Annotated in this window: 22 protein-coding genes; 16 read left to right on the forward strand and 6 right to left on the reverse strand. The window is 41.4% G+C overall.

What is annotated here, in order from left to right; all coding sequences use genetic code 11:
* Window positions 1-205 precede the first annotated feature (205 nt).
* From DV872_RS13075 to DV872_RS13085, 3 genes are all read right to left on the reverse strand, one after another.
* Window positions 206-451: an RNA-binding protein gene (locus DV872_RS13075; protein WP_114630433.1), complete on the reverse strand. Its 246-nt coding sequence runs from the start codon at window positions 449-451 to the stop codon at window positions 206-208.
* A gap of 217 nt (window positions 452-668) precedes the next feature.
* Window positions 669-998: a CGGC domain-containing protein gene (locus tag DV872_RS13080; protein ID WP_114630391.1), complete on the reverse strand. Its 330-nt coding sequence runs from the start codon at window positions 996-998 to the stop codon at window positions 669-671.
* Window positions 999-1,162: 164 nt separating this feature from the next.
* The gene (locus tag DV872_RS13085) at window positions 1,163-3,403 is read right to left on the reverse strand and encodes a cache domain-containing protein (protein ID WP_147283168.1); all 2,241 of its coding nucleotides are present in this window, start codon (window positions 3,401-3,403) and stop codon (window positions 1,163-1,165) included.
* Between the two features lie 335 nt (window positions 3,404-3,738).
* Here DV872_RS13085 and DV872_RS13090 point away from each other — a divergent pair, with 335 nt between their 5' ends.
* The 16 genes from DV872_RS13090 (at window position 3,739) to DV872_RS13165 (ending at window position 21,085) form a co-directional block, all read left to right on the forward strand.
* Window positions 3,739-4,842, forward strand: a complete 1,104-nt coding sequence (locus tag DV872_RS13090) for a methyltransferase (RefSeq protein WP_114630393.1) — start codon at window positions 3,739-3,741, stop codon at window positions 4,840-4,842.
* Window positions 4,839-5,180, forward strand: coding sequence for a nucleotide pyrophosphohydrolase (locus tag DV872_RS13095; protein ID WP_114630394.1), 342 nt, complete (start codon window positions 4,839-4,841; stop codon window positions 5,178-5,180). The genes DV872_RS13090 and DV872_RS13095 overlap by 4 nt, the downstream gene beginning before the upstream one ends.
* 153 nt (window positions 5,181-5,333) lie before the next feature.
* Complete coding sequence (locus DV872_RS13100; protein ID WP_114630395.1) at window positions 5,334-6,068, forward strand: hypothetical protein; 735 nt, start codon at window positions 5,334-5,336, stop codon at window positions 6,066-6,068.
* A 357-nt stretch (window positions 6,069-6,425) separates the two neighbouring features.
* Window positions 6,426-8,198 (forward strand): [Fe-Fe] hydrogenase large subunit C-terminal domain-containing protein, encoded by a 1,773-nt coding sequence (locus DV872_RS13105; RefSeq protein ID WP_114630396.1) that lies wholly within the window; start codon window positions 6,426-6,428, stop codon window positions 8,196-8,198.
* Complete coding sequence (locus tag DV872_RS13110) at window positions 8,173-9,360, forward strand: SpoIIE family protein phosphatase (protein ID WP_158546964.1); 1,188 nt, start codon at window positions 8,173-8,175, stop codon at window positions 9,358-9,360. Before DV872_RS13105 ends, DV872_RS13110 begins: the two co-directional genes overlap by 26 nt.
* 12 nt (window positions 9,361-9,372) lie before the next feature.
* Complete coding sequence (locus DV872_RS13115; protein WP_114630398.1) at window positions 9,373-9,627, forward strand: NAD(P)H-dependent oxidoreductase subunit E; 255 nt, start codon at window positions 9,373-9,375, stop codon at window positions 9,625-9,627.
* The gene (locus DV872_RS13120; protein ID WP_114630399.1) at window positions 9,620-11,083 is read left to right on the forward strand and encodes a monomeric [FeFe] hydrogenase; all 1,464 of its coding nucleotides are present in this window, start codon (window positions 9,620-9,622) and stop codon (window positions 11,081-11,083) included. Before DV872_RS13115 ends, DV872_RS13120 begins: the two co-directional genes overlap by 8 nt.
* A gap of 717 nt (window positions 11,084-11,800) precedes the next feature.
* A complete protein-coding gene (locus tag DV872_RS26580) occupies window positions 11,801-11,944 on the forward strand; it encodes a hypothetical protein (protein WP_158546965.1) in 144 nt (47 codons plus the stop codon).
* Window positions 11,945-11,976: 32 nt separating this feature from the next.
* Window positions 11,977-12,174 (forward strand): hypothetical protein, encoded by a 198-nt coding sequence (locus DV872_RS13130; protein WP_114630401.1) that lies wholly within the window; start codon window positions 11,977-11,979, stop codon window positions 12,172-12,174.
* Between the two features lie 560 nt (window positions 12,175-12,734).
* Window positions 12,735-13,742 (forward strand): TRAP transporter substrate-binding protein, encoded by a 1,008-nt coding sequence (locus tag DV872_RS13135; protein WP_158546966.1) that lies wholly within the window; start codon window positions 12,735-12,737, stop codon window positions 13,740-13,742.
* 77 nt (window positions 13,743-13,819) lie between these two features.
* Window positions 13,820-14,965, forward strand: coding sequence for a uroporphyrinogen decarboxylase family protein (locus tag DV872_RS13140; RefSeq protein WP_158546967.1), 1,146 nt, complete (start codon window positions 13,820-13,822; stop codon window positions 14,963-14,965).
* Window positions 14,962-15,474, forward strand: a complete 513-nt coding sequence (locus DV872_RS13145) for a TRAP transporter small permease (RefSeq protein ID WP_114630404.1) — start codon at window positions 14,962-14,964, stop codon at window positions 15,472-15,474. Before DV872_RS13140 ends, DV872_RS13145 begins: the two co-directional genes overlap by 4 nt.
* Window positions 15,450-16,904, forward strand: a complete 1,455-nt coding sequence (locus DV872_RS13150; RefSeq protein WP_230391551.1) for a TRAP transporter large permease — start codon at window positions 15,450-15,452, stop codon at window positions 16,902-16,904. The genes DV872_RS13145 and DV872_RS13150 overlap by 25 nt, the downstream gene beginning before the upstream one ends.
* A gap of 27 nt (window positions 16,905-16,931) precedes the next feature.
* The gene (locus DV872_RS13155; protein ID WP_147283169.1) at window positions 16,932-17,978 is read left to right on the forward strand and encodes a hypothetical protein; all 1,047 of its coding nucleotides are present in this window, start codon (window positions 16,932-16,934) and stop codon (window positions 17,976-17,978) included.
* A complete protein-coding gene (locus DV872_RS13160; RefSeq protein WP_114630406.1) occupies window positions 17,975-19,108 on the forward strand; it encodes a uroporphyrinogen decarboxylase family protein in 1,134 nt (377 codons plus the stop codon). Before DV872_RS13155 ends, DV872_RS13160 begins: the two co-directional genes overlap by 4 nt.
* A gap of 78 nt (window positions 19,109-19,186) precedes the next feature.
* A complete protein-coding gene (locus DV872_RS13165) occupies window positions 19,187-21,085 on the forward strand; it encodes an AraC family transcriptional regulator (protein WP_114630407.1) in 1,899 nt (632 codons plus the stop codon).
* Between the two features lie 263 nt (window positions 21,086-21,348).
* Here DV872_RS13165 and DV872_RS13170 read toward each other — a convergent pair whose 3' ends face one another.
* The 3 genes from DV872_RS13170 to DV872_RS13180 are packed head-to-tail and all read right to left on the reverse strand — an operon-like array spanning window position 21,349 to window position 25,269.
* Window positions 21,349-22,902: a hydantoinase/oxoprolinase N-terminal domain-containing protein gene (locus DV872_RS13170; protein ID WP_114630408.1), complete on the reverse strand. Its 1,554-nt coding sequence runs from the start codon at window positions 22,900-22,902 to the stop codon at window positions 21,349-21,351.
* Window positions 22,899-23,996: a DUF917 domain-containing protein gene (locus DV872_RS13175; RefSeq protein ID WP_114630409.1), complete on the reverse strand. Its 1,098-nt coding sequence runs from the start codon at window positions 23,994-23,996 to the stop codon at window positions 22,899-22,901. The genes DV872_RS13170 and DV872_RS13175 overlap by 4 nt, the downstream gene beginning before the upstream one ends.
* A complete protein-coding gene (locus DV872_RS13180; protein WP_114630410.1) occupies window positions 23,983-25,269 on the reverse strand; it encodes a cytosine permease in 1,287 nt (428 codons plus the stop codon). The genes DV872_RS13175 and DV872_RS13180 overlap by 14 nt, the downstream gene beginning before the upstream one ends.
* Between the last annotated feature and the right edge of the window lie 4 nt (window positions 25,270-25,273).

Below are 25,273 nucleotides of genomic sequence, written 5' to 3' on the forward strand. Positions count from 1 at the left end.
CTGCCGGTTAAAACTGTCCATTTATACCGATATCTGGATAATTTCATTTACAGTTGCAGGATGTAATTCAATTTCAGTTTTTTTTCAATTCATCTGAATTACAACTTTGATCCTTGAGATGATTTTCAGTTTTCATCTCAAGGATCAGAATTCACATTTTTCTGGAAACAATTTACTCCCAAAGGGCGTATATTTGTAAGTCCAGTTATTCTTTGTCCTTTGCTTTCTTTACACTCATTGTTTTATCATGAACTTTGGTCTTATTCAATTTTGAAATGGCAAGAAGAGCTTCTTTTTCAATAGGCATCTCTACAAAACCAAAACCCTTTGATTTTCCTGTTATTTTATCCATTACAATCGTTGTGGATGAAACTGTTCCGTAGGGTATAAAAAGTTTGGTGAGCTCATCTTCTTTTGTTATTCTGGAAAGATCTGTTATTAGTATATTCATATAAACCAATGTAACAGATTTTATATAAATAGGATATTGACCTCCCCTTCTCTGTCCGGGAAAAGGGGTATATTCGATCAATATTTTAAGCAATCCTAAGACGAAGTATTATTTTATACTGATTATCATCAAAATATATGCAGATATAAATTTCTTAAAAGATCAATTTAAAGCAAGACAATGAGACAGGAGTACTAAAATTAGTACTTAATATTTTTTAATGAGTATATTCAATAATTTTGATTTCCGAACCAATTTTCTTCACTATACTATCTCTCATTTGAGTGAAGTGAGGACAGGAGAAACCGATTGGATTTCCCTTTGAAATACAGGATGCAAAGGCAATCGCTTCCACTCCTCTATCTACCATTATTTTGGCTCTTTCCACTGCTCTTTTCCCCGGGCAGCCTCCACAGGAAACAAATCCAATGAGCTCAACGGGCCCTGTCTCTGCAAAAGCCTGTTTCCCCTCTGATGCAACCTTAAAATCTGTAGTTCCCGGGCATAAATCTTCTGTTTGCTGACATCTTATGATTCCGACTTTCATGGTGAATTCCTAATAATAATTTTTTATATATTTTTGCGCAATTATCTTGTAGTAAATAGAATTACTACAATAATCTCCATTCTTCTGTAAACATCAATAATAAATTTTCTAGTATCCTTGACCTATTTTCTTCGGATTAGAAAGAACAGACAAGAATCTGAATGTTATTGATCCAGAGCCTTGCGAATTGCATCCGCAATATCCTTAATCAGAATGGGCTTATCCAGATAACTGGAAACAGCTAGATCCTTCATCATAGAGTCCGATATAACCTGATTATTTCCGGAACAAAGAATAACAGGAATTTCAGGACGAATCAGTTTGACTTCGGAAATGAGTTTATCCCCGGAAAGAACAGGCATGGTTTGATCCGTGATGATTATGTCAAAAGAATCGGGGTTGTTCTTGAATATATCTAAAGCCTCCTGACCATTCAAGGATACCGTTATCTTATACCCTAGCCTGGAAAGCATAATTTCTTCCATTTCAAGAATCTCCGGTACATCATCAACAAGCAGGATTGACTCATGTCCTCCCCTGTACTCTTTCTCCTCCGGCAAGTGAGATTTAATTATTGCCAAATCTTCTCTAATTGGAAAATAAATCTTAAATTTGCTACCAGCCCCCAATTCACTTTTGACCTTAACAAAACCATCCATACTATTTATAATTCCGTGCACAACAGATAATCCCATACCCGTTCCTCTTTCTTTGACTTTTGTAGTAAAAAAAGGATCAAATATTTTATCAATTATTTTCTCGTCTATTCCAACGCCATGATCTTCTACGGTGAGAAGGGCATAAGACTCTGCAAGAATATTCTGATGTTCAAAATCTGTCCCCCCGGGGCTCAGTTCATGTAGACTGACCTTTAAAACACCACCTGTTGCTTCCATTGCATGATAGCTATTTGTAGCGAGATTCATCACTATTTGATGGAGCTGAGTGGGATCTCCCTTGATCGTTCTGCAATCGGGATCTAGATTCTGCTGTATCTCTATGGTTGTGGGAATGGTGGCTCTTAACAGCCTCAATGCGTTTTCCACCTCAGGCTGCATTCTGAAAATGTTATCAGTACTTTTTTCCTGTCTTGAAAATGTAAGTATTTGCTGGACAAGATCTTTTGCTCTGGAAGCGCTATTAAATATCACCTCAAGATTATTGTATGTAGAACTGTCTTTCTCAAAGTCGCTCATTAATTGTTCAGTGTACCCCAGAATAGGGAATAGCAGATTATTGAAATCGTGAGCAATTCCACCTGCCAGTGTACCCACCGCTTCCATTTTATAAACCTGCTGTAATTGATCTTCCAGATTATGTTTCTCATCTTCAACTTTTTTATATACGCTTATATCTTCAACGCTTGACCATATATAGGATTGCCCGTCTCTTTCCACAAGGAGGCCATTCAGCCGCACAGGGACAAGGTGCCCGTCTTTATGGATGTATTCTTTTTCAAAAGGTCCATATCTGCCGTTATCCTGCAAATCCTGAACAACCTTTTTTTCCTGATCAAAATACTTATCAGGTGTGATATCCCAATATGAAAGTTTTAAGACTTCATCATTCGAATAACCAAGAATTGATGTATAGGAAGAGTTAACAGAAACAAGTTCTCCATTCATTCTGCACAATGCTAAACCGATTGGAGATTGTTCAAAAAGTTCTCTGTATTTTTTCTCACTGATTCTCAAGGCGCTTTCCATTTTCTTAAGCTCTCTATTTTCTTCCAGAACCATTTCATTTTGTTTATCATAAACACCCAAAATATAATGAATTAAGAAGTACATAAGACTTAAGAGAGTCATGGATAAAAAAAATGTAATTGATATATATAGCCACAGACTTCTACGAATATCAGTCATGTATTGTCCTGTCCCGATATAACAGTCAAGCTCAGAAATACCAATCACATAAGAAATTTTCATTTCCGGGCGGATGCTGTTTGGCCTCATATAATAATATGAGACATAACCACTGCCCTGACTTGATTTTGCAGCATCAACCAATGCCCTGATGATATATTTTCCCCTGGAATCCTGAAGTCCCCACATATCTGACATTTCCATTTCCGGCTGGAAAGGTTGAACTAACATGATACCTTCATAGTTACTCATGAAAATATAATTGTCACCATATGAATCCTGATAAATCATATTTCTGACCATATCACGAATCGCGTTTATGGCATCATTTCTGGAGAGATCTCCTTCCTGATAGCTGACAATAATTGGATTTATAACTTGATCGGCAATCTGGACGGTTTGCTTCAAGTGATCCAGGCGTTGTTCTCTTGTAAGATTTGAATAACTGAGAGTGAGAATAACTGTCAAAAAGATAAAAACGAACGAGATGAGAATACCTTTCCGAGTAATACCTTTTCTTTCATCTTTAATTCTTTTCATATGATCCAACAGCAAATAGAGATCCTGCTTATATCAACTTGATATTATAAATTATAGGTATAAAATACCCATTTGCATATTAAATCACAAGTAATATACTAATAGTCATCTATTATCTACAGAAAAGATAATGACTTCTGGTCATTGCAAAGCAGTGCTGCTTTATTTCTTATCATAATGAGATATGAAATGTCTTGTAAACCTCTATCTTGATACTTCGTTTAACTCATTTTCTGTTATATGGTAAACTTGATTTCTCCATCTGTGCCTGAAAATCACAGCTTTATGATTCGGAGATTGAGAAAAAGAACTAATTGAGATCAAGGGATAAATAAATGATTGAAAACCTGCAATCTATCAAACCAGATAGACCTAAAATAATAACGACAGAGATTGAAGCCATCAGCTTCTACCGAAAAATGGATACTCAGGCAACTGTCGTTGAGATGATTGCGGGTAAGTACGTTCTTGTTGAAGAGTTCTATAGTAATGGTTTACAGGTTCTATCAGAACTGAAACGGATTTTACAAACCAGATATAAGGAAAAGAGTTTTCAGGGACAACGTGATTACCGCTCTGCCTTTCGGGAAGCCTCGCATAGGTTATTACTGAAAGTAAAAGACAATAAACTGGTAGTTAAGAAATGTCCCGAGATTGGCTGGTTACAATTGTTATATCCTGAGACATCAGAATTTTATATATCCTTTCCTGAAGTTCAGGGACTGAACAGCTCATGGCAGTGGTATCAGAAGGGAATTGATATTAATATCTTAAGGCTATCTCTTCACCCCTTTTATGGAACATATTTCCCTACACGATTTGATCATTTAGTTCTTTTTGATAAATGGTTAAAAACATATAAAGGAGCCAGGCAGAAGGCCGTTGATATTGGTGTGGGAAGTGGTGTTTTATCATTTCAATTAATTAAAAACGGATTTCAGAGTGTGTTTGCATCAGACACAAATAAAAATGCAATTATCGGAGTTTCTCAGGAAAGTATCCGGTTGGGATTTGATAATAAAATGATCCTTAGCTTTGGGGATTTGTTTACAGATTGTGACTTCCTGGCAGATATGATTGTCTTTAATCCTCCCTGGCTTATTGCCAAACATAAGTTGGAAGAAGGAATAGACAAAGCCATATATTACGAAAAGGAACTGTTTCCAAGATTTTTTGAACAGGCGAAAAAACACCTTGCACCAGAGGGAAAACTGGTACTGCTGTTTTCCAACTTGGCTCAGGTTGTAGGAGCAGACGATCTGCATCCAATAATTGAAGAACTTGAAAACAATGACCGTTTCTCGAAAGAACTACATCTGCAAAGAAGTGTAAAAGCATCATCAAAAAAGACAAAACGGACAGATTCCAGGAGTAATGAAAAAGTTGAATTATGGGTTTTGACACATAAAGATGAAATACAACAAGGAATTAACAAATGAGTAATGATATAGATGAGATAGTAAATAAAATCGTTGAATTCAGAAATGAGAGAAACTGGGCTCAATTTCACAGTCTGAAAGACCTGCTACTGGGCTTAAATATTGAGGTCGGTGAATTACAAGAACTCTTTTTATGGAAAAGTGACTCCGAAATAGAAAATGTTGATGTTTCAAAGATCGAAAATGAGATCGCGGATATTAGCATTTTCCTGATATATATCTGTAATCACTTCAATATTGATCTTCTCAAAGCCATAACAGAAAAAATTGATATAAACTCTCAAAAATATCCAGTAGAAAAGAGCCGGAACAGCAATAAGAAGTATACTGAGCTTTAACCCTCTTTACGCAGTAATCATCAGGAATAAAGGAAGACATATAATAACCTTAGAGACTTAATTTGAATTACTTAAACAGCTGTTAATTTCTATTGACCTATATACTATACTGACATACCATTAATTAGTTATTTTTATATTAGGGAGAGACAAATGAGAAATAAGATTTCCACATTGTTGATTGTTGCGGTTTTAATCCTGATCGGACTAACAGCTTGCTCACCCCGAACAACAGAGCTTGCAGAAACAAGCACGCCGGCAGCTGCACTGCCATCTGCTCCTGCAGAATCAGATGGCAGTGAAGATTTGACGATAGACCTACAGGTAAACCTTGCCGGATCAGACATTGACAACTTTTTTAACTGGAAGGGAAATGTAAGATATATGGCTGCCGAAGATAAATTCGATGCCATATCCGGAGCCTCAGAAAAGGGATCAACTCATCTATTCATGATGTACCTCTATGACGTAGAAGCTAAAACCACCATGAGTTCCGGACTAAGAGGGCTGTTCCTCTATGGTGTAAACGGAGCTTCCCAGGTGGCTGTCGATAACTTGAATGCTGCAACAAATGCCGACGGCAGTATTACAATTCAATACATTCACCGTGGAACGGCTTTTAGATTCACCACCGATAAGAATGGGATTCTTTCGTTGCCTGACGGTAATATGGAAAACCGTAAAATAGGGACTCCCAAGGAACTTGAAGCGGAATTCACATCTGACGGTACTGCAATGGGTGTAGATTTTGATAAAGTCTGGGCATCTGATGTATCACCTACCGGTGCCAGCCCTGACTCCATGTACTTTTGGGACGGAGATCTTCAGGTGGCTCTTGAAGGCGATATGCTGACAATGAAAGGTGTTTTAACGGCAGTTATTCGCTAATTATTATCAGTTAACAAAAAGCGGTCTCCCTGAGGCCGTGCTTTTTCTGCATCACTCCATCTCTTTCTCATCTGTAATATTTATGCTGTAGTAAACTACATCAGTATTGATTTATGATGTGTACAGAATTTTGGGATCACTATAGATCCCCTCATCCCCATTGCAGTGATAATTTTCTCACAGTGTGGTATTTAACAATATCGCGATAGTATGAGAACCCCATTCATGGATCTATGGTCATTCGAATTTCTTATTTTTTTATCTTCAGTTATATTGACAGACCAGCTCTATATCACTACATTTTTATCGATAACAATTTATCGTTAATCTTTGCTTCTTATATTCGTCAGAGGGATTATGAATGATCAGTACCCTGTCTTTACAATAGAAAATGAATGCCTGGACTGTTATAAATGCGTCAGAGGCTGTCCTGTCAAGGCCATTCGGATATCCAATGGCCATGCATCTGTTATTTCTGAAAAATGCATTGCATGTGGACAGTGTATCTCTCTATGTCCTCAAAAAGCCAAAAGAGTCCGAAACGACATCTCTATTGTTCAGGAGATGCTTGATTCTGATGAAAAGGTATATGCATCCATAGCTCCCAGTTGGATAGGATCTCTGAACTGCAATATGGAACAGCTTGTTAAGGCCCTGAAAATGCTGGGGTTTACAGGGGTATCAGAAACAGCCCTGGGAGCCCAGGAAGTATCCATAAAGACAGCAGAAATCTTGCAGAATAGAGAAAAGAATCTCTGGATATCCAGTGCCTGTCCTGCAATTGTTGATTATATCCGGATGTATCTTCCTCAGTTTTCCGAATATATAATTCCCCTGGCATCTCCCGCCCTGACCCATGGACGTATGCTTAAAGAACATTTCGGAGAGGAAATCCGGATGGTATTTATCGGTCCATGTGCAGCAAAGAAGAATGAAGCAGACCAATTTCCAGATCTCATGGATGCCGCCATCAGTTTTGATGAACTTCTGAAAATGTTGAGAAACAGAGGAATAAATCTGGACTCAGAACCAGAAGATAAATTCACTTTCAGTCCCTGTCAGGCTCATGAAGGAGCTCTCTACCCCATGGAAGGGGGAATGAATGAAACTCTTATCCGCAGCGGAAAAACAAAGGGTGTCAGGCTAATCAATGTAAGTACAATACAGATGATAAATAGTCTACTGGAAGGCCTATCTCCGGATTCGATTACAGAACCTGTTTTTATTGAAGCAATGGCCTGCAAGGGAGGATGTCTGAACGGCCCCCTGCAGACTGGAATAAAACCGGGACTGAATGTTATTTCAGATGCACTTAAGAGTGTTCAATATAGAGATGTGATCCCTGCCATCCCTCAGACAGTAGTTCCATATCGCTTTACACCAGCATCTATAAAGGAATCAGCCCCTACTCCCATTCAGATTCGAAAGGCCATGCAGCGTATAGGAAAGAGCTCGATTGAGGATGAATTAAACTGTGGAGGCTGTGGTTACAATACCTGCAGGGATCTGGCTATTGCCCTGGTCAATAACACTGCGGAACCTCATATGTGCAGTTCCTATATGCGAAAAGTTGCTACCAGAAAAGCTGGTGCTGTCTTTAACTGCATGCCATCGGGAATCCTTATGGTAGATAGACATTTAAAGATATTGGAGACAAATAAATCATTTGTCCAGATGTTTGCGAAAGATCTCTATGAAAGCTTTGACAGTGAACCCGACTGCCTGAAAGAAGCCAGACTCGACCGGGTTATTCCCTGCACGGAACTCTTTGAATCGGTTCTGGAAACCAATAAGGATATCCATAAAGAACACTACCCCATGAACAATGGTCTGTATGAAATAAGTATCTTTACAGTTGAACCCCATCACATCGTAGGGGCCGTTATTGCAGATGTTACAAAGTATGAAATGCGCCGTGATCAGATTGCGAAAAAGGCTCATTCAGTCATAGCCAGAAATATTGCCATTGTACAGGATATTGCCTGCAGTCTGGGAGAGCATATGGTGGAAACAGAAGTGTTGCTGACCTCAATTGCAGAGGGCTATGATCCTGAATCACCTGAGAGCAGGAAACCAGAAAAACAGGATAAAATGGATTTCCTCAATGGTCTTGGCACCAAGTATGAATAAGTCCCTCTTTATAGACATCTCCTGCTCTCAAATTTGGAAAACAAATCAGAATACCTGCGGAGATGTATTTCTCTCAAAACGCTTCCCCAAGGAGCGGCGGGTTATAGCTGTCCTGTCAGATGGGTTGGGAAGCGGTATAAAGGCGAATATTCTCGGTCAGATGACTGCCACCATGCTGCTGAGATATGTTGAGCAGGGTCGGGATATTGAAAAAGCTGCGGAAGTCATAATGGACACCCTGCCAATTTGCCGAGTCAGAAAGATAAGCTACTCGACATTCACGGTGGTAGACTGCCACGAGAACGGTTCTGTTGTTATTGTGGAAGAAGGGAATCCCGGATTTGTCTGGATGAGAAATGGCGTGCATATGGAAGCAGAACCAGAAATCATTGTATCAAAAAAATTCAGTACACGAAAAATGCATCGCTATAAGATTAATATGCTTCCCGATGACCGGCTTATTTTCTGTTCCGATGGTGTTACCCAGGCAGGATTAGGGAGTCCGAGATTGAAAGGCGGCTGGCAGCGCTCGGGATTGATTGAGTATTCCAAGACTCTTCTTTTAGACAATCCGGAACTCACCAGTAAGGAACTGGCCAGACGGATAACTCTGGCAGCCACATATAAGTGTATGGATAATTTTGTTAAGGATGACACCTCCACGGCAGTTCTCCATGTTCGCACTCCCAGATCAGTTCTGGTCTTTACAGGCCCCCCTTTTCATATGGAAAGAGATAATGAACACTCCCAACGTTTTATCCAATTTCCCGGTCAGAAAGTGATCTGTGGTGGAACCACGGCCAATATTGTATCCCGGGAACTGAATAGAAAAAAAGAAACAACAATGGCCTCGGGTGATCTACCGGGAATATCTGTGATGGAAGGTGTGGATCTGGTAAGCGAGGGAATCCTGACACTGACACGGGTTCTGGAGTATCTGGAAAATCCTCCGTCCAAAGAGATCAGGGATGCGGCCGTCAGTCTAGCCTCCATATTTATGGAGAATGACTGCATCAGTTTTATGGTGGGAGCCAAAATGAACCAGGCCTACTATGATCCGGAATGGCCAATTGAACTGGAAATACGAAAGACGGTTGTCAGACGGATAGCCAATATTCTTGAAGAAAAGTATCTAAAAAAAGTTGAAATTGAATTTGTATAAGTGTGGTAAAAAATGAAAAAAATTGATGTAGAGATTTGCTTTGGAACAACATGTTTTGTTTTGGGAGGCTCTCATCTCCAGGAGCTGGAAAATTCTCTTGACAATGACTTGAAAGAGAAGATTAATATCATCCCGCAAAACTGTCTTGGTCTATGTAAAAATGAAAATTACAGCCAGGCACCCTATGTGAAAGTAAACGGGCAGATAATAGACAGAGCAACTATTGAAAAAGTAATCAATAAAATAAAGTGTGAAATAAATGAGTAATATAAAGCTGACAAGCAATCTGAATAAGCAGGTTCTGGTAAAAATAATTCAGGCCTTTGATTCTGATGATTTCCCGAGATCTACCTACCAGATCCCCTTCAAGATGAGACCCAAACACAGCGATCCCCTTTACCGTTGCTGCATACACAAAGAACGGGCAGCAATACGAGAGAGAGTCATTGCGGGTCTCGGATTTTCCGTGGCCGAAGATGATCATGAAAAGCTCCTCTCACAGTATGCCGTTGATGCACTCGAACGCAACGAACTTGCCGGTGAAGTCCTCACCGCCATAGATACAGCCTGTAAAGGCTGTGTACCGGTGCGCATACATGTAACCGATATGTGCCAGGGCTGCGTGGCCCAATCCTGTGTAGCATCCTGTAAATTTAAAGCCATTAAAATAGAAAATTCTAAGGCCGTAATTGATACTGATCTCTGCAAAAACTGCGGAAAATGTATCAGTGCCTGCTCCTACAGCGCCATAGCAAGGCTCCGTGTACCCTGTGAAGAAGTCTGTCCTGTAAAGGCCATCAGCAAGAATGACCTGGGAGTTGTGGAGATTGATTTTGAACGATGTATAAGCTGCGGTTCCTGTGTATCGGGATGCCCCTTCGGGGCCATACATGAGAGAAGTCAGCTCATCGATATACTTCAGGCAATTAAAAGTGATACTCCCGTCGTAGCAATGATAGCTCCGGCGCTGGGAGGACAGTTTCCAGAACCTGTCGGCAAACTCGCAACGGCCCTTACCCGGGCAGGATTCACTCATGTGGTTGAAGCCGCTGAAGGAGCCGATCTGACGATTCTTCATGAAGCCGAAGAGTTTATTGAACGCAGTAAAGAGGGTGAACCTTTTATGACAACCTCCTGCTGTGCCGCCTATAGAGAGTTGATTACCAAACTCGTCCCTGAACTGGAAAAGTATGTTTCAGACACCCCGACACCCATGCATTATACGGCCAGGATTGCTAAAGACCGCTTTCCGGACTGTATTACTGTCTTTGTAGGACCTTGTGTTGCAAAACGGAAGGAAGGTCTCCAAGATCCCTATGTGGACTACGTAATGAGTATCGAAGAGATGGGAGCCCTGTTTGTAGCAAAGCATATTGAACTGAGTGAATGTGAGGACTATGAATTTTCAGTTCCAAGCTCTACGGAAGCCCGGGAGTTTGCCATTACAGGAGGAGTCAGCCATGCTGTTGGTACAGCAGCCCCTGAAAATGCAAATATAACACCCTTTTGTATAGATGGTCTGGATAAAAAGGCAATAGCCCTGCTTAAATCATTTGCCGGGAAAGGAGTGTGCAATCAGGGCAATCTGATTGAAGTTATGGCCTGTCAGGGTGGATGTGTGGGAGGATCTTCAATCCTGAATACTCCGAAATCTGCCGAAGTCAAAATCAAAGCTTATGGAGCAAAAGGCCAATCAATCCGCAGGATTCTGGAAACAGTCTAATACGGAGAATTTTACTGAGAGTACCCTCTGTTTTCTCAATTGCCGTCCTGGATTTAAAAGGGATATAAACGATAAGAAATTAAATAAGCTCAAAGGTCGACCTGCTTCCCCGGGAAAAGACAAAAAAGAACGGGATCATAGTCCTATCGACCGTATAAAAAGATGACTGAAAATTATTTTTTGATCTATAAGAGACAGCTCAAAAAAAGTAAGTTAATAATTCCTTGAAAGAAGGGATCAATTATTCCTGACCATGCGTTGTAAGCTCTCAAATAGATTGAGAAATCATCTGACTATAGTAAAACTTTCTACGCTCCTACACTGACTACATAGGTTGTAACAATTTATGGACATACAGGCATAATACACTGGGTAGAAAGTCAGTATCTAAAGAGATCAAATAACTAATCCTGCAGATGAAACAGGAGAATCATCTGTGGAGCTGTCATTAAATAGCCGATTAGCTTAAAAAGCTTGAAATAGACCTGAATTCAGTAAGTTTGAATCGAATAATCCAGACTGATAGGCAACAAAGAAAGATTCAGCCCTCAGAAGCTGGAAGGAATTATTGAAATCTCATTGGGATTTCCTTTTTGAAATAGATTTTAAGACAATTGATACTCTATTCGGTAAAAGATCTTCTTATAAGAAATCCAACAGCTGAAAACCCAAGGAATTATGCGGACTCATTTTATGGAGAATCCCATTCGAGAATTTATGAAACATAGAATTGAAGTGCTTGCGTTAGATTTTCCGGATGAAAATCCGCCGATTGATGAGAATGCCACAGAACTCACTCCCATTGATTACAGTTGGTCGAATGCAAGCTTTCTACTCAACCATGCATCCTGGGAAATATAATAAAAACAGAGAATGCAGAACTTGGAAAAGCTTTGGACATTTCCAAATATGAGGCTTACAGACTCCAGGCAGATGCTGAGGCACAATTTGCAGCAGGAGATTTTGAAGAGTCTCTAACGGGTCTTTTTACAAATCAACCTGGATTGATGGAAACCACTACAGGACGTCCCCTGTTTACTGAGATTGAACCGATAGATAAGATCAAGTCGGATTGGATAAATCGGAGTTAAATTGCTCATAATATAAAAACAATCCTTTGGATAAACGATGGCTTTTATTGATTCTAAAAAAATTGCCATTCTTAGTAATAATATCTACCATAAGAGAGCTCCGGTGTTCATTAGGATTCATTGAGACTAGCTCAAGAGCATTTGTTCATGACTGCTACAGTACCGAAGATATCATGAGAGATAATCTACATAAATATTATTATGTAATACAAAAAACATACATTATATACTACAGAATTTAGAACAAGCTTCATCAGGATTCCTAGACTATTTGACATCATGCATTCTATGGACAAATACCCCACCCAAAAAGATTACTGTTACCAGACTCTACAAATGGGTGGGATTACAGCTAGGGATCTTCTAAATAGTATCCAATTGATAATGAACTTCCTTTTTACTGATAAAAAGTCTGCAAAACGATAAAAAAATACAAATAATCATAATATTTTCAAGAAATGCTCCAAATAATTCAAGGTTCCAAAGTCAATAGCAGGATTAACATGACGAATTACTAAGATCTTTACCCAGTTATGGGAAAGCAAAAAACGGAGGAATCTATGAAAAAATTATTGATTATCTTACTGAGCCTGCTCGTGCTACCGGCTCTTCTCTTCGCAAATGGTCAGCAGGCATCTGCATCTGCAGAGCCTGAACAAATTGTTCTGAGACTGGGAGAACTCAACCCCGATTCACATCCCTGTGGTATGGCATCTCATGAGTTTGCCAGACTTATCAGTGAAAGAACTGATGGAAGAATAAAAGTGGAAGTCTATACTTCCGGACAACTGGGAGACCAGGAAACACAAATCAATCAGCTTGTTATGGGTGCTCTTGATATGTACAGGACCAATCCCCAGTTTCTAAATGACTTTGGTGTTCCCGTCATGAAAGTTCTTTCTTTGCCGTATATATTCAAGACAGTGGATCACTGCTGGAATGTCCTGGATAGTGAAATAGGAACTGACTTTCTGGCCTCTATTGAAGAAGCCAATGTAGGTTTGGTAGGAGTTGGATGGTACGCTGAGAGTGCCAGAAATTACTTCTTTACTGATAAAAAAGTAACAAAAGTAGCCGATATGAAAGGTCTTAAGCTGAGAGTTCCTCCTTCCAACATGTATATGGAAACAACTCAGGCCTTCGGGGCGAACCCTACTCCCATTGCCTATAGCGAACTGTACAGTGCCCTACAGACAGGAGTTGTAGACGGTGCAGAAAATCCCCTATCAGGTTATTCTGCCAATAAGTTTAATGAAGTAGCCGGTTACTACACTTTTGACGGTCATGAGCTTTCTCCCAGTATCATGCTTTTCAGTCAGGTGAAATGGGAAAAACTCTCTGCCGCAGACCAGCAAATTGTTAATGAAACATGGAATGAAACAGAAGCCTATATAAGAGTTATTACTGAAGAAGTTGATAAAAAAGTAATATCAGACCTGACTGCTCAGGGCATCCAGTTCTACGAAGTAGATGATAAACAGGAATGGATCGACGCTGTTCAGCCCCTGTACAGCAAGTATGGAGAGGGATATGAAGACCTGATTTCTTCAATTCACGCCATAGACTAAGCTAAAAAATCACATAAATGGGACTGTCGATGGATCTCATCGGCAGTCCATCTTTAAAAAATATATTGGAAGAAAAGATGACTGGAAGAGAAAGAATCCTGGCGGTTCTGAATAAGCAAGTCCCGGATCGCATCCCTGTTACCTTCTTCGTTCAGGAAGAATACCTTTCCTGGTTTTATCCTGAACGAAAGAATATAAGTAGGGTTTCAGATGCGGTGGACTGTGCCCGCCATTATGGTTTTGACATAATAACAAGAGACAATAAATACACCAAACCATACTGGCTGAATAAATCTTATCCGAACTGGGAAGTCCAAGAGGAGACTTGGATTGAAAATGACATTTATTACAGAAAAACTGCTATCAAAACACCCGGCGGTACACTGGACCAGATAGAAACAGCCCCGAATGATCCTCGGATTCTGAAGGGCGTACATTTTCATATGCAGGACTATCTACTCAAAAGTGTAGAATCCTTCGAAATCTTTAAAAAGTACTTTCCAGAGATAGATAAGAGAGAACTTGAGGAACGACGGGAAAGAGCCCGCTACAGTAAAAACATAATCGGAGACCTTGGAATTACCTGCCCCTGGGGTATAGGTGGAGTCTATAACTCTGTTTCCAGTTATAGAAATATTCAAGAACTGTTAATGGACCCTTATATTCAGCCTGATTTTTATCATGATCTGATGGATTTTTTTACAAAATGGATTGTGAAGGATTACCAGATTATGACAGAAACAGAATTCGATGCTCTGGGAATTCAGGGTAATATTGCCAATGGGGCCCTGATGGGAGATGACTTTTTTTCCCAATATATTCTCCCCTATGAAAAGAGAATCAGCGACACAATCAGATCTGGAGGAAAATTTTCAATTTACCATAACTGCGGTTATGCCCACAATCTATATAAAAGCTACAGGGAGCTGGGGATCGATGTCTGGGAAACCGTGGCGCCCTCACCCATGGGTGATAATAATCTGCGAGAGGCACGTAATTTTTTCGGAGAGGATCTCATCCTCTCTGGAAATCTGGATCAGGTAAACTTTCTTAAAAGGGCCACTCCTGATGAGATCAGAGAAACTGTAAAAGAGATCATGTGTCAGGGTAAAAAAGGAGGCGCTTTTTTATTCTCTGCATCAGATTATCTGGAACCGGAAACACCCGAAGAAAATATAAAAGCGGCCGTTTCGGCAGCAATTGAGTGGGGAGGACTGAAATGAATATGGAAAATAAGGAATGGGTCAATAAAAGAAGGATACTGCCCGACGAATTAGAAGGGAAATCCTGGGACTATAAAATCATCAATGCAATATGTGTCTTTTTCCTGACAGTTATGGTCCTGGATGTCTCCATCATTGTGGCAGGACGTTTCATCTTTCATAAGACACCCGGATGGGGAGTCCCTGTTGCTCTATTCTGTGTTATCTGGTTTTCCCTCCTCAGTCCGGCTAATGCACTTGCCGATGATCGCCATCTTCGGGTCAGTTACTTTCTTGATCGCTTCTCAGAAGAACTTCGGAGCATAATGAATTTTCTGTTTTATACAATTTTTTTCGGAATTGCTCTTTTTATGATCATTAAGGGTGTAGGACTGACCTTGCAGACCAGAGGAAGTATTATCCCCGGTTTGAATATCTCTCAGTCCTTTCGCTATGCCGCCATCCCGGTCAGCGGGATTGCCCTGTTTTTAGTCACCCTCAGAAAATGTTTAAGAAAGGACAGAATATGACCACGGAAGCCTTAAAGCCATTTATACATATAAAGAAAAGAAGAGCCTACAGAATAGGAACAGTCCTTTTTGCTCTGACTCTGATTGTACTCTATTATTTGGGATGGAAAGAGAATACCGATATGATGTATTCGGACAACCAGAAGATCATTGCGACTCTCATGCTGGTTCTCTCCTTTATGGTACTGACTTTCACCGGTCTACAGATTGCCTACTCCGTTTTGATTGCTGCCATCATCACAACCTTTTATCTGGGACTGCCTCTGAAAATAGTGGCTCAGAATATGCTGAAAGGAATTGACAGTTACGCCCTTCTGGCAGCTCCATTTTTTATGGTAGCCGGAGAAATCATGGGTTCCGGTGGAATTTCTACACGACTGATTCGTCTTTCCCGAAGTCTTGTAGGTTGGATACGGGGAGGTCTGGCTCATGTGAATATTGTATCCAGCATGTTTTTCGGAGGTATCTCCGGTTCTTCTGCAGCCGATACAGCCTCCATCGGGACAATAATGATTCCTATGATGGAAAAAGAGGGGTATGACACAGATTTTGCAACCGCTGTCACCATGGCAAGCTCCGTTCAGGGGATTCTTATACCACCGAGTCACAATATGGTCCTTTATGCATTGGCCGTCGGTTCGGTCTCTATCGGAAAACTTTTTCTGGGAGGTATGATTCCCGGAATCTTTCTTGGTATCGCTCTGATGATTTACTCCTACATTATCTCTGTGAAAAAGAATTACCCTAAGGATCACCGTTTTGATATAAAAGAGATGATATTGGCCGCTAAGGATGCCATCTGGGGCCTGATTACTGTATTAATTGTTGTTGTGGGTGTGATAGGTGGGATTTTTACGGCTACCGAATCTGCAGCCATTGCCGTTGTCTGGGCCTTTATTGTGACTTTTTTTATCTATAGAGAGATATCGTTCAAGTCTTTCTATCAAATCATGACCAGAGCCCTCAAAACCCTTTCTATCGTTATGATCCTGGTAGCCTGTGCCAAAGCATTCGGCTATGTCGTAGCCTATCTTCAGATTCCCACCATGGTTGCCAACGGACTTTTGTCCTTATCTGATAACAAATATATCATTCTCCTGCTGATAAACCTGCTTATGCTTGTACTGGGAATGATTATGGATATGGCTTCGTTAATCCTGATTCTGGCACCGATTCTGGCTCCTGTGGCGGTCCAATTAGGGATAGATCCCGTGCATTTCGGTGTCATAATGATTCTAAATCTGGGAATCGGTTTGATTACTCCCCCTGTTGGAAGCACACTCTTCATTGGAAGCGCCATAGCGGGGATACCCATAGAAAAAGTTGCGAAATCGATGCTGCCCTTTTTCATCGTTATGCTTCTCACACTGATGGTTGTGACCTATGTACCCATCGTTGTCATGGGTCTGCCAAATCTGCTGATGCCCTGAGGAGAGAGAATAATGAAGGAGAATAAAATGAAATTTGATGTGACTTTTCACCCATCCTGGTGGAATGAAAAACTGGGAATCAGTTTTTCAGAAGAGTTTTTCGATAATCCCCGATACCGGATTGAATCGGATCTGAGGATGAGGAAATTTTTCTTTGAGAAATTCGGAAAATGGGGCATCGGGGAAGAAACACCATCACCAAGACCCCTGCTGGGAAGTGATCTGATAGCCAGCGGTTACCTCTTTTCCCAACTCCTGGGATGTGAGGTACGCTTTGGGGAAAACATACCGCCTGAAGTTCTTAGTGCCGGACTGACTGACGATGAGGCCGCCGGCTTCATAGCGCCGAACATCAAGGAGTCTCCTCTATGGCAAAAAGTGGAGGAGCAGATAAGCTGGCTTCTGAAGGAGTATGGACAGGTCCATTCGGCCCTGAATCTGCAGGGAGTATTAAATCTGGCTCTTGATCTGAGGGGAGAATCAATTTTTATTGATATGTACCAGGATAAGAATCTTGCAGAAAGACTTCTGAATCAATGTTTTGAACTCTTAGCCTCCAGCGGTAAGAGACTGAGCGATGTTTCCTATTCTTTATCCGGAGGTGTTACAGCCATAACCAACTCTCTGGATATGACTGGACTCTATGTTCATTCCAACTGTTCAGTGGAAATGGTTTCTTTAGAAAACTATAGAGACTTCCTTCAGGAATATGATATAAGACTGTCCGGGATGTTCCAACCATATGGAATACATCACTGTGGACAGTCTATGGAACATGTTGTAGGGGGCTATGCCGCTGTACCTGAACTGAGCTTTGCCGAAGTCGGGGCAGGATCTGATATAGAGACTGTCAGGAAATTTCTTCCTGATTGCTGGCTGAATCTCCGCTATTCACCTGTTCGTCTGGCTAAAGTGGAGGCAAAAGAATTAAAGGAGGAGCTGCGGGATATGTACCGGCAGGCTGGTGGAAAGGGATCTGAGACATCCATCTCCTGTGTGGGAATTGATTCTTCTGTTCCCGACAGACAGGTGGATCTCTTTCTTGAAATTGCGAAGGAGCTGGGAGACTCATGAAAGACAGCTTTGATACATCTAAGGCCGATTCACAGGGAACAAAAATCAAACGACTCTCTGTAAGGGATTTTGATATACAAAAATACCAGGACTATGAATCTATGCTGCTTGAAAAGTGCCGGGAATTCACTTTGAAGGAAGAAGGAGTCGCCGTATACAGAAGATTCAGGGTCCCTGAAGTCTATTCCTGGGCTTGCTCAGATAAAAAACGATCCCTGGAACTGCAATTATCAGCACTGCAGACGAGTATGTCCTTTAAAACAGATATTCCGAATTTTCTGGAACCCTGGTATGGAATTGGTGTCATTTCCAGTGCTTTCGGAGTTCCCTATATATGGAAAGATGATCAGGCACCTGCTGTGGATGGTCAGTTTAAAACAGCAAAAGAAGCATTGAGTCACAGGCTCTGTTCTGTGGCAGAAAGCCGGGAAGGGAAACATGTACTGGAAATGATTGAGTATTTTCTGGATCAGACAAAAGGGAAAATCCCTATGAGTCTGACAGATACACAATCTCCTCTGAATATTGCCTCTTCCTACCTGATGGATTCGACAGCCTTTATGTATGAAATTTATGATAATCCTGATGACTTGAAAGAACTTATGATTGTCATCGCGGAGATGGAAAAGGACTTTATTCAAAAACAATTAGACCTCATCGGAGATGCCCTGGTAAAACCAGGACATGGTTTTGCATCAGCACGGAATTTTTCCGGATTGGGATTCAGTGATGATAATTTCCTGATGTTCAGTGATGAGGATTATAAATCATTTGCCATAGACTCAATGGTAAAGGTATCAGAACAATTTGCAGGTCCCGTATTCCATTCCTGTGGAAACTGGACAGAAAGGTCTTCGCTGATACAGTCTATTCCCTCTCTGCTCATGGCTGATGGGGCCGTGGGAAATCAGACAGATCCATCCCCGAATGATCCGACACAATTGGGAAGGGATTTCGCAGATACAGGGATCATCCTTCATACAAGGATAGTTGGCAATTCTGAAATTGTTTCCCATAACTTTAACAAGCTATGGAGAACCGGGCTCAAGTGCATTGTGGCAACTTACTGCGAAACTCCCGAGGATCAATTTGAGGCATATGCCAGTATCATGAGCATCAGTCAGAAATAATATAAGCTCCGTTATTATTTGCATGTTAACATAGAGTCAGGGTTGTTTCAGCAGCCCTGATTATAGAATGAGGTGACAATGATCCTGATTTATATCCTGGGAAATGTTGTAGCTCCGGCATTTTCCGGCCTGACTCTTTCCATTTTTGCAGCATACTTTATTTTTACACACTCATTAACAACGACAGCCAGTCGTTATTTTGTTGTATACCTGCTCTCATTTGGATTATTCGTGATGCTGCGGCCTGTTCAGCTTTATATGGGGCCTCATCCCATTCCTGTTATCATCAATAGTTTTCGTTCACTTCTGTTTCTTGGTCTGGCTACTCCTGCACTGACAATTGCAAACCTGAATTTCAAATTCCCCATTAAAAAAAAGGTACTCTACAGTATCTGGATTTTCTCTCTTACTCTCGGTTTGATTTATATTTTATTTAATTTTCTTGGTGTTAAGGGATCCAGAATTGCCTATTTTTCAATAGGGCTCCCGGCCTATGAACCATATCTTCCAGAACGTTTCCCTCCCTTTTACAGTAGGGAGGTGACAATCATGACATATATTGTCAGTGGACTTATGATAAGTGCAAGCAGTTTCAACCTTTTCAATTTGCATATTTTTAAAAAAAGAAAAGAGACGAAAACAGAGAGGAAATTCGTTTTCTTTGGTCTGGGAAGCTGTATTCTGGGGGGGAGTATTATCCTGGGAGTCTTGCTGAAGTCTTGGTGGATCTATTATATGGCCTCTCTTTTCAGTACCTTGATTGCCGGCTACGGTATTATAATAGACATTAGAGAAATACAGCTGAAAGTGAACCGAACCCTTCCCTATGTGAAAGAGGAGTTAACCAATCTGATCCGATTTCAACCAGGAAGACAGGAAGAACTTGTTGAGCTCTTTCATATATTGGAGCTCAATACCCGTATCAATACTTTTATTGTTATGGAGTATAAGGGACATATTAACGGGCTGGATCAATTAGATATAATTGACAGGATTATCAGAGATATTGAACCTCTTCTGGCCGAAACTTCGGGGGAAGGTTGTTCTTTCCTGATTCCTATAGGCCGATACAAACTGGGAATCTGTCTTTACCTGAGCCAGAAGAATGAAGCATCTCTGGAATTCTGTGAGAAAATTTTAAACAAATTCAGTACTGAAAAAAATTTAACCACCAGTTTTGGTATTGGAAGGACGGGTCTGGATATGAATGATCTTAGTGATTCATATCATGATGCTATAACCGCCCAGGCTTATTCATCCTTTTACAATAAATCCCAAATTATCCATATCAATGATGTTGAAGATATCAGTAATGGTGAAAAGCGGGTAGTTTATGATCTGAGCGATCTCTCGATCGCGGTTAAAACAGGGAATATTAAAATCAGCTTCAATCAATTCCATTTATACTATGCTTGGATAGTAAAAGCAGCTCGTGGGGATCTGGACAATTTAAAAATGAGAGCTATGCATCTTGTCAGTGCGATCTCTCAGGATGTGATGACCTTAGGAATCCCCGGATATAATATGGCAGAAAAAAGTAATGATTTTTTCAGAGAACTTCTTCAAATTGAGGAACAGGATTCCCTCAGAATTGCCCTGATCAGGATTATGGAAGAAACTGTCAATGCCGTGGCCAAGGTCCAAAAGAACAAACTGAGCGCGACTCTTATCAATACAAAGAAGTATATTGAAGATCATCTGAATGAAAATCTATCAGGCAAAGAAATTGCTATGGCTGTAAATATGAGCCAGAGTTATCTTATCAATGTTTTTAAAAAAGAAACTGGTCTCTCTCTGAATGATTATATCTGTAAGATGAGGATGACCAGAGCGAAGGTGCTTTTATCCACAACAGATGATCCAATTACTGATATAGCTTATGATGTAGGATTTAATGATTCCAATTATTTTTCAACAGTGTTCAGAAAAGCAGTAGGTCACACTCCTTCTACGTATAGAAAATTACAAAGGAATTAGAGTGAATGTATCAGAAATATTTTTACTCGAGGGAACATAATTCAACTGGTGTTTCTCATAATATTTAACTGTATAACATCTCATTATTAATTTCAAAAAATATTGATACCTAATCATAGATAGTTCTGACTTGAAAATGGATGTGACAGCCTTTAATTTATAGCTTGCCTTGGCACTCCAGATGCCTATCCTGTTAATTCATAATATTTGAATGAAAAAAGCCCGGAACACAGGTACCGGGCTTTATTTTTAATTGATACAATTTACTGCTTAAGAAACCCTACGGCCTTAACCCTTATCCTGGTTGCATTCCCGGGGAGATAGGCAAGAGGGACATCATCCACCTCTACAATAGAAATAGTAGATTCATCAGCACCGGCTTTAACAGCTTCTTCGGTTGCGATTTTTTTGGCATCCTCCATGGCTTCATCCCGTGGAATCTGATCAAGAGAATAAACCCGTTCAATCTGACCGCTCACCTGAGAAATAGCAGCACCCAGAGCATTGGCAACACCGAAGCTTTCAGGCCGGATCAACTCTGTGACTCCATCAATCTTATCACCGATCAGAACACTGCCTCCTCCGACTAGTACGACAGGGACAGGATCTTTCGATAGTTTCATCCGATCAATTCCGTTACTGACGGTCTCCATCATTCTATCAAAAACAGCCTGAGCAAACTCCTTATCAATGGATGCCACAAGAGAGGAATCTCCAATCTCCGCCATGCCTAAACGAACGATAATATCCGTTGCGGTTAAGATCTTGCCGCCAAAAACCAATGATTTATCAGTAATTTGGTACCCCACGCTTTCAGGGCCGATGGTAAAATCATTTTCTGTCTGATGGATTATAGTACCACCACCCAGACCGATTGAATTCAGGTCGGGCATCCGGAAGTTTGTTCTGGCACCGCCTATTTCGACAGCCAGAGAGGACTCCCTGGGAAATCCGCCCTTAATCACACCGATATCGCTTGTCGTCCCGCCGACATCCAGAACGATAGCATCCTCTTTCCCACTGAGGAATGAAGCACCACGGATACTGTTTGTAGGTCCGCAGGCTATGGTCAGGATTGGATACTCCACTGCATAATCAATATTCATCAGGGTTCCGTCATTCTGACAGATATAAACAGCAGCATCCGTAACAGCTGCTTCTTTCAAAGCTTTTTGAAAACCTTCTGCCATGACCCTGGCCACTTTATTAAGAGATGCATTCAGGATTGTGGCATTTTCTCTTTCCAGAATACCGATTGAGGCAATCTCGTTTGAAACAGTCACAGGAATATCACCCAGAGTCTCTTTCACAATTGCAAGCGCCCTATCTTCATGTGCTGAAGACACAGGAGAGAATACACTTGTGATGGCCACAGCCTCCGCCTTACCCTTCATGTCGGCACAGGCCTGACGGATCTCTTCTTCATCCAGGGGAAAAATCTCTCTTCCGTCGAATTCATGACCTCCTGTGATCATGTAAGTACCGCAGCTGGCAGCCTCAAGGAGTTCTACGGGCCAGTCAATCATAGGCTCAATACACATTGTGGCAGGCTTTCCGATCCTGATAACGCCGGTTTTAAGCAAGTTTTTTCTGGTAACGATTGCATTGGTCGAATGAGTTGTTCCGAGCATGGCATGTCCGATCTCATCTCTCCGGATATCGACCTGATCCAGTACGGAAACCACTGCCTTGTTTATCCCTGTCATCACATCTTCGCTTGTAGGAGTTTTTATCTGAGAGAGGATGCGGTTCTGATCATCGATCAATACGGCATCCGTGTTGGTACCGCCAACATCAATTCCAAGTTTATAGCTCATGGGAGAGGCTCCTTCGTTTCGGCTAATTTCTCAATCTCCACATAGTCAAGATCGTATCCGAAGTATCGTGGTCCAACCGTTTCCAGCCCTTTGGGACTACGCCATTTAGAATCACAGGGGATTCCGAGAACAAGAACTCTCTGACCATATTTCAGAGATTCCGTTGTGATGGGAACCATGGTATCAAGATCCACAATGCAGATAAGATCGGGAACTGTAGCAACGATATGACCGTCTCTGGCGGCAACCAGATTTTCATTCTGGAAATCAATATCCATGGACATGTCTTTGTAATCATCTACTCCGCTGAGTTTACAAAGCCCACGGTTAAATCCGCCTTCCAGCTTTCGTTCTACATCAGTGATCTTTCCCTTAAATAAAGCATGACCCTTAGTTGTTTCAAGGATTTCCTCTAAAGGCAGGACATTTTTTTCACGTCCTTCCATAATAATGCGGCCGATATCCTCAGAGAAACTCATGATGTTCAAAATGGCTGATTCTTTTACCTGACGTCCGGTCATGGGATAAATGCTGATCATAACAGATGCCCCCATGGACACGGTTAAAACTCGAGCCAAATCTTCGGCCCATTTATTTGTAATGGTATTGAGAATAACCGTATTACCCTTCTCATCGGCTATGACCATGGGACTGGCAGGAATATCATCCAGATGATAAGTAACCATCTGCAGCTCAGGAAAAGCTCTTCCCATACCATCAGCATCTACCAGGGGGATTCCCAACTGGGCTGCAACAGCAATGGGAATCATGGAGTTCACGCCTCCCGCTTCAATGGGGATGGTGGCATAGACCTTTTTCCCAAGCACTCCTTCCAGCCCCTTGAATGCATGAATAAATTCCTGTCCATTAGGGAGCTTTTCAATAATTACAACGGGAGCACCCATCATGGCAGAGGGTACGATCAAAGCATCATCAGGCAGCTCGTCTGCTGATAAAAGGGTAACCGGTCCGTACTTACGCACCGCATCTAATGCCATCAATTTCCCTATATGGGGATCTCCTCCCCCTCCGGTACCTAGAAGAGAAGCCCCGAGGGCCATATGTTCAATCGCTTTTTCATTAAGAATTCGCATCAGCCAGTTTTCCTTTTTTATCAGTTACAAGAGAGAGAACGAGAAAACAAACAGCAGAGACTACAATTGCATTGATCGCACTGCTGCCCCATTTCAGGAAGAGACCTGTAAAGGTTCCCAACAGCCAGGCAATAATACCAACCCAGTTAATGCCTTCTGTGGGAGCCCAGTTCTCTGCTTTTCCCTTATTTCTTATCCAGTAATCTGCAATCATTACACCCGCAATAGGAGTGATACCTGCAGTAAGAACTGTCAGAAAGGAGATAAAATGAGTGATAAACCCGAGGACCGCAAGGATAGTTCCGATACCGCCGGCAACGGCTGTAGCAATGGCACGCTTACTACTGTCCAGTTTGAACATACTGGTAATAGCCAGACCGCCGGAATAAGCATTGACTGCATTTGTTGTCCAGGTTGCAAGAATCAGGATAATAAAACCCAATACAGGAAATCCCAGGGAGGAGATAACCTCAGTAATATCATAGGTGCCGGCTACAACGGCCATAACTGCTCCTGAAGCGATAAGGATTATCCCGAGAGGCAGTACACCAACCATGGAAGATAGCATTGAGCCTTTTCGGTCTTTAGCATAACGTGAGTAGTCGGCAGCGATGACTCCACCTACAGCAAAACCGCCGACTGCAATGGCTACCCCATTAAAAAATGGAAAGGGATTTGCAGGCTGCACAACAGACAAACCTTCAACACCAAACTGTTTAAAAGCCACACTGGTTCCAACAACAGCCAGTATAATAAGTGCAGGAACAGCAATATAATTCAGGTAGGCCAGAGCCTTTATTCCCACAATCGCTGTAACCAGCATTACGGTTCCCCAGATTAGAGAGGAGAGCCATAGAGGAAAGGACCCGCCCATCTCTGCAATAAAACCGGAAAAAGCGGCTCCCGCTACAGAAGTCTGTACAGCAAACCAACCCATAACTGAGACACCAAGAACAAATGAAATGACTAAACCAGCTCCCTGTTTACCAAAAGAGGATTCAGCATTGACAACTGTTGGCCGCCCCAGATCCGCTCCCTGCATTCCCTGAAAAACCATAAAGGCCATGATGATAAGATAACCGACAACACCGGCTCCTATGGCCTTACCCAGAGTCAACCCGGAAACAAGAGCTCCTCCAACCATCAATGATGTAACGCTGATCATGGCTCCTGCCCAGATAAGAGCAATACTCAACCAGTTTTTTCTCTGGTTCATTGGAATCTGATCAAGAGCGTGCTGCTCAACAAATCCTTCTTTTTCCTGTTTAGACATATAT

It is taken from the genome of Oceanispirochaeta sp. M1, from assembly GCF_003346715.1.
Lineage (GTDB): Bacteria > Spirochaetota > Spirochaetia > DSM-2461 > DSM-2461 > Oceanispirochaeta.

What these genes read in the sequence shown, in the direction of transcription:
- DV872_RS13095 (WP_114630394.1), top strand. Translation starts at nt 4,839, where the DNA reads ATGAGTAATGATATAGATGAGATAGTAAATAAAATCGTTGAATTCAGA.
- DV872_RS13080 (WP_114630391.1), bottom strand. Translation starts at nt 998, where the DNA reads ATGAAAGTCGGAATCATAAGATGTCAGCAAACAGAAGATTTATGCCCG.
- DV872_RS13120 (WP_114630399.1), top strand. Translation starts at nt 9,620, where the DNA reads ATGAGTAATATAAAGCTGACAAGCAATCTGAATAAGCAGGTTCTGGTA.
- DV872_RS13140 (WP_158546967.1), top strand. Translation starts at nt 13,820, where the DNA reads ATGACTGGAAGAGAAAGAATCCTGGCGGTTCTGAATAAGCAAGTCCCG.
- DV872_RS13180 (WP_114630410.1), bottom strand. Translation starts at nt 25,269, where the DNA reads ATGTCTAAACAGGAAAAAGAAGGATTTGTTGAGCAGCACGCTCTTGAT.
- DV872_RS13075 (WP_114630433.1), bottom strand. Translation starts at nt 451, where the DNA reads ATGAATATACTAATAACAGATCTTTCCAGAATAACAAAAGAAGATGAG.
- DV872_RS13090 (WP_114630393.1), top strand. Translation starts at nt 3,739, where the DNA reads ATGATTGAAAACCTGCAATCTATCAAACCAGATAGACCTAAAATAATA.
- DV872_RS13165 (WP_114630407.1), top strand. Translation starts at nt 19,187, where the DNA reads ATGATCCTGATTTATATCCTGGGAAATGTTGTAGCTCCGGCATTTTCC.
- DV872_RS13115 (WP_114630398.1), top strand. Translation starts at nt 9,373, where the DNA reads ATGAAAAAAATTGATGTAGAGATTTGCTTTGGAACAACATGTTTTGTT.
- DV872_RS13100 (WP_114630395.1), top strand. Translation starts at nt 5,334, where the DNA reads ATGAGAAATAAGATTTCCACATTGTTGATTGTTGCGGTTTTAATCCTG.
- DV872_RS13085 (WP_147283168.1), bottom strand. Translation starts at nt 3,403, where the DNA reads ATGAAAAGAATTAAAGATGAAAGAAAAGGTATTACTCGGAAAGGTATT.
- DV872_RS13160 (WP_114630406.1), top strand. Translation starts at nt 17,975, where the DNA reads ATGAAAGACAGCTTTGATACATCTAAGGCCGATTCACAGGGAACAAAA.
- DV872_RS13170 (WP_114630408.1), bottom strand. Translation starts at nt 22,902, where the DNA reads ATGAGCTATAAACTTGGAATTGATGTTGGCGGTACCAACACGGATGCC.
- DV872_RS26580 (WP_158546965.1), top strand. Translation starts at nt 11,801, where the DNA reads ATGAAACATAGAATTGAAGTGCTTGCGTTAGATTTTCCGGATGAAAAT.
- DV872_RS13150 (WP_230391551.1), top strand. Translation starts at nt 15,450, where the DNA reads ATGTTTAAGAAAGGACAGAATATGACCACGGAAGCCTTAAAGCCATTT.
- DV872_RS13105 (WP_114630396.1), top strand. Translation starts at nt 6,426, where the DNA reads ATGAATGATCAGTACCCTGTCTTTACAATAGAAAATGAATGCCTGGAC.
- DV872_RS13175 (WP_114630409.1), bottom strand. Translation starts at nt 23,996, where the DNA reads ATGCGAATTCTTAATGAAAAAGCGATTGAACATATGGCCCTCGGGGCT.
- DV872_RS13135 (WP_158546966.1), top strand. Translation starts at nt 12,735, where the DNA reads ATGAAAAAATTATTGATTATCTTACTGAGCCTGCTCGTGCTACCGGCT.
- DV872_RS13155 (WP_147283169.1), top strand. Translation starts at nt 16,932, where the DNA reads ATGAAATTTGATGTGACTTTTCACCCATCCTGGTGGAATGAAAAACTG.
- DV872_RS13110 (WP_158546964.1), top strand. Translation starts at nt 8,173, where the DNA reads ATGGTCTTGGCACCAAGTATGAATAAGTCCCTCTTTATAGACATCTCC.
- DV872_RS13145 (WP_114630404.1), top strand. Translation starts at nt 14,962, where the DNA reads ATGAATATGGAAAATAAGGAATGGGTCAATAAAAGAAGGATACTGCCC.